Source organism: Streptomyces sp. GLSS-08 (assembly GCF_056387915.1).
In genome coordinates, this window is sequence record NZ_JBWJAQ010000041.1 from 1 (window position 1) to 6,146 (window position 6,146).

3 protein-coding genes and 5 pseudogenes are annotated in these 6,146 nt (G+C 66.7%); 5 read left to right on the plus strand and 3 right to left on the minus strand.

All coding sequences use genetic code 11. The features are described from left to right. Positions 1 to 162: 162 nt before the first annotated feature. Positions 163 to 513, plus strand: a pseudogene (locus AC0ZLC_RS34155) (IS5 family transposase); the annotation flags it as partial. Positions 514 to 530: 17 nt separating this feature from the next. Here AC0ZLC_RS34155 and AC0ZLC_RS34160 read toward each other — a convergent pair. After that, positions 531 to 1,732 (minus strand): annotated as a pseudogene (locus AC0ZLC_RS34160) (IS110 family RNA-guided transposase). Between the two features lie 207 nt (positions 1,733 to 1,939). On the opposite strand from AC0ZLC_RS34160, the pseudogene AC0ZLC_RS34165 reads away from it, so the two are divergent. The 4 genes and pseudogenes from AC0ZLC_RS34165 to AC0ZLC_RS34180 all read left to right on the plus strand — a co-directional run. After that, positions 1,940 to 2,467 (plus strand): annotated as a pseudogene (locus tag AC0ZLC_RS34165) (IS5 family transposase); the annotation flags it as partial. A 121-nt stretch (positions 2,468 to 2,588) separates the two neighbouring features. Beyond that, a complete protein-coding gene (locus AC0ZLC_RS34170; protein ID WP_476755804.1) occupies positions 2,589 to 2,861 on the plus strand; it encodes a hypothetical protein in 273 nt (90 codons plus the stop codon). A 311-nt stretch (positions 2,862 to 3,172) separates the two neighbouring features. Further along, positions 3,173 to 3,649: pseudogene (locus AC0ZLC_RS34175) on the plus strand (DUF4158 domain-containing protein); the annotation flags it as partial. Positions 3,650 to 3,749: 100 nt separating this feature from the next. Then, the gene (locus AC0ZLC_RS34180) at positions 3,750 to 4,058 is read left to right on the plus strand and encodes a hypothetical protein (protein WP_476755806.1); all 309 of its coding nucleotides are present in this window, start codon (positions 3,750 to 3,752) and stop codon (positions 4,056 to 4,058) included. 568 nt (positions 4,059 to 4,626) lie between these two features. Here AC0ZLC_RS34180 and AC0ZLC_RS34185 read toward each other — a convergent pair. Both AC0ZLC_RS34185 and AC0ZLC_RS34190 read right to left on the minus strand, forming a co-directional pair. Next, the gene (locus AC0ZLC_RS34185; RefSeq protein WP_476755805.1) at positions 4,627 to 5,868 is read right to left on the minus strand and encodes a serine hydrolase domain-containing protein; all 1,242 of its coding nucleotides are present in this window, start codon (positions 5,866 to 5,868) and stop codon (positions 4,627 to 4,629) included. 191 nt (positions 5,869 to 6,059) lie between these two features. Further along, a pseudogene (locus AC0ZLC_RS34190) lies at positions 6,060 to 6,146 on the minus strand (IS5 family transposase); the annotation flags it as partial.

Consider the following 6,146-nt stretch of genomic DNA (forward strand, 5'->3'; position numbering starts at 1 on the left):
CACGAACCGCTCATGCAGAGCGTCCAGCTCACCCGCCCACAACCTGACACCAGCAAGGTCCCCACCCATAACCACCCCAACGAGCGAGATGGCCAGCAGTCACGGCAAGCACCGTTGCAGTACTAGGCGGCGTCTTCAAAGGTGGCCCGGTGATGGGGGATCATGCTTGTCGTGGTGCGTCGTCATGAGCTTTGGGATGCTGAGTGGGCTGTGTTGTCGCGGTTGTTGCCGAGTTCGGGGACTGCTGGGCGGCCCCGTTCGGACGACCGGGTGGTACTGAACGGGATCGTGTGGAAGCTGCGGACCGGATCGGCCTGGCGTGATGTTCCGGAACGTTATGGCTCCTGGCAGACCCTGTATACGCGCTTCCGCAGGTGGGCGCTGGACGGCACGTTCTCGCGGATGCTGCGGGCCGTCCAGGCGGAGAAGGACGCGGCCGATGACATCGACTGGCTGGTGTCGGTCGACTCCACCATCGTGCGGGCCCACCAGCACGCCGCCGGCGGCAAAAGGTGCCTCTATGGCTTTCGTCAAGCTGTAGCGGGTGTGGGTGGTTGGTAGAAGGTGCCGTCTCGGAGCATGGCGAACAGGACGTCGATGCGGCGTCGGGCGAGTGCGACGAGGGCGGCGATGTGGTGTTTCCCCTCGCGGCGTTTGCGGTCGTAGTAGGCGCGTGACTCGGGCTGGGAGAGCGAGGCGAACGCGGCGAGGTAGAAGGCGCGTTTGAGTTGTTTGTTACCGCGTCGGGAGGGGTGTTCGCCGCGGATGGAGGAGCCGGAGTTCCGAGTCACGGGCGCGAGGCCGGCGTAGGCGGCGAGGTGGCCGGCGGTGGCGAAGCCGCTGCCGTCGCCGACATCGATGAGGATGCGGGCCGCGGTCCTGATCCCGATGCCGGGCATCGATATCAGGACCTGGGAAAGAGGGTGGGCCTCCAAGAGTTCCTCGATCCTCGCGGCCAGACGTTTGCGCTGGTCAAGAACGGACTGGAGCGAACTCGCGAGGCTGGGGACGATCAGTGCGGCAGCGTCGGTTCCGGGAACCACGACAGTCTGTTCGTCGAGTGCGGTGAAGATGTCCTGGACCAGGCGCTCGGCCATCCGCGGTGCCTTGGGACGTATCAAGGTCACCAGGCGACGGCGTCCGGCTTTGCGGATCTGAGCCGGGGAGCCGAACTGGTCCAGCAGCTTGAGCACAGCCGGGTGCTGGATCCGCGGGCCCAAAACCCGTTCCAGGGAGGGGTGGATCTGGGTGAGCAGGCCGCGAAGCCGGTTGGCGATCCGAGTGGACTCACCCGCGAGATCGTCGTCGAACCCGGCGATCATCGCGAGCTCGGCAACGGTCTCGTCCGAGGGATCGATCGTTCTCAGGGTGTGGGGCATCGCTCTGGCGGCGTCCGCGATGACGAACGCGTCGCGGGCGTCTGTTTTCGCCTCGCCGGGGTAGAGATCGGCGATCCGCCGCATCGTGAGTCCGGGCAGATAGGCGACCTGGCACCCCGCATCCCTGGCGACGGCCAGCGGCAGGGCCCGATGGAAGCTGGCTGGTCGACGACCACCAGCACCGTCCCGTGCCTGGCCTGGAGCTTGTCGAACAACTCCCGCAGCCTCGGTTCGCTGTTGGGCAACGGCTTGTCGAACACCTTCTTCCCCGCCCTGTTCACGGCTGTGGCGTGGTGATCGCCTTTACCGACGTCCAGGCCCAGATAGACGTCGATACCGCTCTCGTCCGTCATGCCCTTCGCTCCCGTGCTCGCGCTCTCCCCGGCCTCACCTGCGGCATCAGCGTGCCGGCATCCACGTTACGAAGAGACTGCCCAAAGGGCGCTCGTGCCTCTAATCAGCGGTCTGCCAATGCCTCCGACACCGGCGACACCACCTTTTCGATCATCTCGACTGGGGGCTCAAGTCATACCGGGCCGAAGGCCGGGAGCCTCATTGCGAGGCACGAAGACGGTAACGGGGCACTCGACAGGGACGAAGCGGGTGATCACGCCCTCGGCCGATCCCGCGGCGGACTGAGCACGAAAGTCCACCTGGCCTGCGACGGACTCGGCCGCCCCCTCGGCTTCGTCTTATCCGGCGGCAACGCAAACGACTGCACCCGCTTCGAGCAGGTGATGGGCTCGATCACCGTGCCCAGAGTCGGGCCCAGGCGTCCGCGGACCCGGCCCGACCATGTGGTCGCCGACAAGGGCTACAGCTCCCGAAAGATCCGCGCATACCTGCGACGACGCGGCATCCCACGCACGATCCCCGAACGCGTCGACCAGGTCCTGGGCCGACTGAACCGCGGCACACGCGGCGGTCGGCCGACCGGCTTCGACCGATGCCTCTACCGCCGCCGCAACGTCGTAGAGCGCTGCTTCAACCGGCTCAAGCAGTGGCGCGGACTGGCCACTCGCTACGACAAAACCCGCGAGTCCTACCAAGCCGCCGTCACCATCGCCTCAATCCTGCTCTGGATCTGAATTTTGAAGACGATCCCTAGGCCCGCACGCCGCCGCCCTCCAGGCCCTGTACGACCCGGCCAAGCCCGACGCCGGAGTCCTGGCGGCCGTCGCCGACGTCATCGGCACCATCACGGTGTCGGTGACCGAGGTCGACCACGAGGACATCGACCGCGTCACCGAGCTGCTGGACGAAGCCCAGGGCCACGTCCAGGACAGCACCGGCGACCGCATCCGCCACGCCCTCGACCTCCTGGCGCCGCTGCTGATGCGGTGCGAGGAGTGCGGCAAGCAGAAGCCGGACGTGGAGGTCATGGCCGACCCGTTCTCCACAGCGCTCTACCCGGAGGAGACCGACCACCGGCAGATCCCGCTCTGCCCGCCGTGCGCCACCAAGCGGTTCGAGGAGAGCTGACCCAGAACCGGCCCGGCCTGTCACCGACACACGACAGGATGAAGCCCGGGGCCGCTCCAATCGGCCCCGGGCTTCGCCCATGAAGGGAACCACGAGGAGGCCAGCCGGAATACGCCGGAAACGTGCCGTAGGCCGTCTGCGGTGGTGATCTGAAGCTCGCTACCCCACCGGCGGATCACCCGTTCGTGGGTCCTTCTGATGATTCGCGGCGGGGTGGCTGGGGCTTCTTCCCTGGTCATGTGCTTGTGGTGTCTGTGATCGACTCGGCTGCGGGTGCTTCGTATGAGTGAGCGGCCGGGATCATGCGGCGCATGGCTTCGGTGGAACGTACCGCGTATCCGCGGTTCAAGCGCACGATCTCCTCTCGCGAGTTGCACGAGGCGTTCACCCCCGGCACGGCCGAGGTGGCGTGGGCGCGAGGCAAGGCGCGCTCGTCGGAACATCTGCTGGCGCTGGTAGTGCTGCTGAAGAGCTACCAGAGGCTGGGCTACTTCCCGGATTTGGGCGAGGTGCCGGTATTGGTGGTCGGGCATGTGCGCGGTCTGCTGGAGCAGGACGAGAGCGTGTCACCGCGGCACGAATCGGTGTGTACGGCTGCGCGGCAGCGGGACTTCATCCGTGAACGGATCGGCGTGGCCTACGACGTGGAGAAGGCCCGGGAGGTCGCCGCACTGGCGATTAGGGAGGCCGTGCAGACCAAGGACAACCCGGCCGACCTGATCAACGTGGCGCTGGAGAAGCCGGTCAAGGCGAGGATGGAGCTGCCCGGCTACAGCACGCTGGACGAGATGGCCTCGGCGATCAGGACCGAGGCGAACGAGGACTTCTTCGCAGCGATCGTGTCGCGGATGGACGAGGTCGACCGCGGGCCCCGTGACCATGACCGCCATGGACGTCCGGGTACTGTCCGCCGAAGCCCCGCCCGCCGAAGTCACCTACGCGGACTGCCAAACCACAGACGCACAGAACCCGTTCGCCGTGGACCTGGACGCCCCCGCGCCCCGGGCCGTGAGCCCGAGGCGCGGTTTCCGGTACGAGGCGTCCGCCGGGACCCCCCTGGTCCTGGACGTCACCGCGCACACGTCGAAGAGCGAGGTGCGCTGGTACCTGGAACTGAGATGGACCCAGGGCCCCCGCTCGGGCACGCTACGGATCGACGACGGCGGTCACCCGTTCCGCACCGGAGCGGTGAAGTAGCGCCACCCCCTCTCAGGTCCGCACCGCCAGGTACCGCCACCCGCCCCAAGTGCTCACGTCGGTCATGTCCTTGGAGCTGCGGACGTACTCCGAGCGGACGCGGACGGCGGGAGTCACGTCCGCACCAAGGACGACGCTGCCTGTGCCCCGGTGCGGCCGTCGCCCGCACCTCCCTGATCATCGGCGACGGCCACTCCGAGCACGAGCAGCTGGTGGACGGCCGGCCACCAGCACCCGGCAGGGCGCGGCACGAGGGCGGTCAGGCGGCGTTCTTGTGCGGCGGTGCGCATCGACGTCTTCCCGGAGGAAGGTGCGAGGCCAGGGGAGGCGTGCAATTCCGTCCGTTGGTGTCCTCGGCTGTCCAGGTGGGTGAGTGGCAGCGGCAGCCAGTGTGGCTTGTCGCGGTTGTGGTGGTCCAAGTTCCGTCAGTGCCGTGGGTTCGGGTGGTCGTAACAGCCCTTGTGACAGCGGTGACAGGCCTGCGACAAGACGCACAAGATCCCTGGGCCCACCCCCTGGCGACGCCTTGGCATATGACCTCGACGCCTTCAAGATCCCCGAGTCAAGTTCAGACACCGCAGAATTCGGCGTCGACGAGGCGCTGTTCGTGGATGTTCCAGTCGCCGTTGAAGTTCAGCGACAGCACGTGATCTCCGTCTGCCGTCGCCATAGTCTGCGAGATGGAGCCCTGAATGCCGCCGTTGTGCCCCCATATCTCGGTACCGCACGACAACGTCATCCTCATCAGTCCCAGGCCGTAGGAGAAGGTGGGCATGTTCTTGATCGAGACGGTCGTCATCATCTCCTTCAGTTGAGGCTCCTCCAGGAGCCGACCGGAGAACAGGGCCCGGTAGAACCGGTTGAGGTCGCGATTGTTGGAGACCATCTCTCCTGCGGCGCCCGCGAATGAGGGGTTGAGTTCGGTGACGTCGTAGATCGCGCTGTTCGGCTCTCCCGGCCCGGCAAGCTCCCCGGTCAGCTTCGAGTAGGCGCGTCCGCTGGGTCCGGGGACGCGGGTGCGGGTGCCCGGCAGACTGGTGGAGTCCAGGTGCAGGGGGCGCAGGATGCGCTGCTCGATCTCGTGGGCGTAGGAGTGGCCGGTGGCCTTCTGGATCACCATGGAGGCGATGACGTAGTTGGTGTCGGAGTAGCTCCAGTCGTCGCCGGGGGCAAAGGCCGGCCGGTGTGTCATGGCGAGTCGGACGATCTGGCGGGGCGTCCAGGTGGCGTAGCGGTGCTTGAGGAAGTCGGCGCCGAACTCCTTGCGCTTGAATTCCTCGTCATCGGTGTAGCTGTAGATGCCGCTGGTGTGGTTGAGGATCTGCCGTAGCGTGATCTTGCCGCCGTCGTGCCCGTTGCCCTGCACCAGGCCCGGCAGCCAGTGGTCCACCGTGTCGTCCAGGCTCAGCTTCCCCTCCTCCTCCAACTGGAGCATCGACGTGGCCACGAACGTCTTGGTGATCGAACCGACCCGGAAGCGGTCATCGGCCTGCGGCTTGCGGCCGGTTGCCAGATCCGCAGTGCCCGCATCTCCCGCCCAGATGTCGCGCCCCTGCTCGGCGAGCACGATGCCCCCGGGCGCCCCGTCCTGGACGACCGAGTCCAGGGCCGCTCGGGCGGCCGCGTGCCCGCCTCGTGTCGCGGAAGCATCCGTACTGCCGACAGCCGACGCTGGCAGGGCGAGACCGGCGCTCATCACGACCGTGGCGACCGCCCCGACGACAGCGACCCGCAGCCTGTGCTCGCCGCGGCTGCGGCCACCCCTGGTGGACGTACGTGACCCGTTGGCGGTGTGTCCGTGCTCGTACAAGAAAAAACTCCCGTCACTGGTGGGGGGCGACCTGATCTGGACCCAGTATTTTCGATCAAGGTCCGGACCGGGATACCGCCAACCACCTGCTTGAAGGTGGGGTTACCCCCCGCCGGCTGGGTACACGACGGGGGTTCGAAGACGGGATCTGAAAGAGTGTTTTGTCCCGCAGAGGTTGTTTGGTTCGAGGTTCAGGTGTCGCGCCAGTTCAGGGTGGATTCGCGAGTGAGTCTGCGGATTATGAGGTCGATCATCGCCACGTGGATTATCGCTTCGGA

Bases quoted from the DNA above. Each gene is read 5' to 3' on its own strand.
- AC0ZLC_RS34180 (WP_476755806.1), top strand. From the start codon at position 3,750: ATGGACGTCCGGGTACTGTCCGCCGAAGCCCCGCCCGCCGAAGTCACC.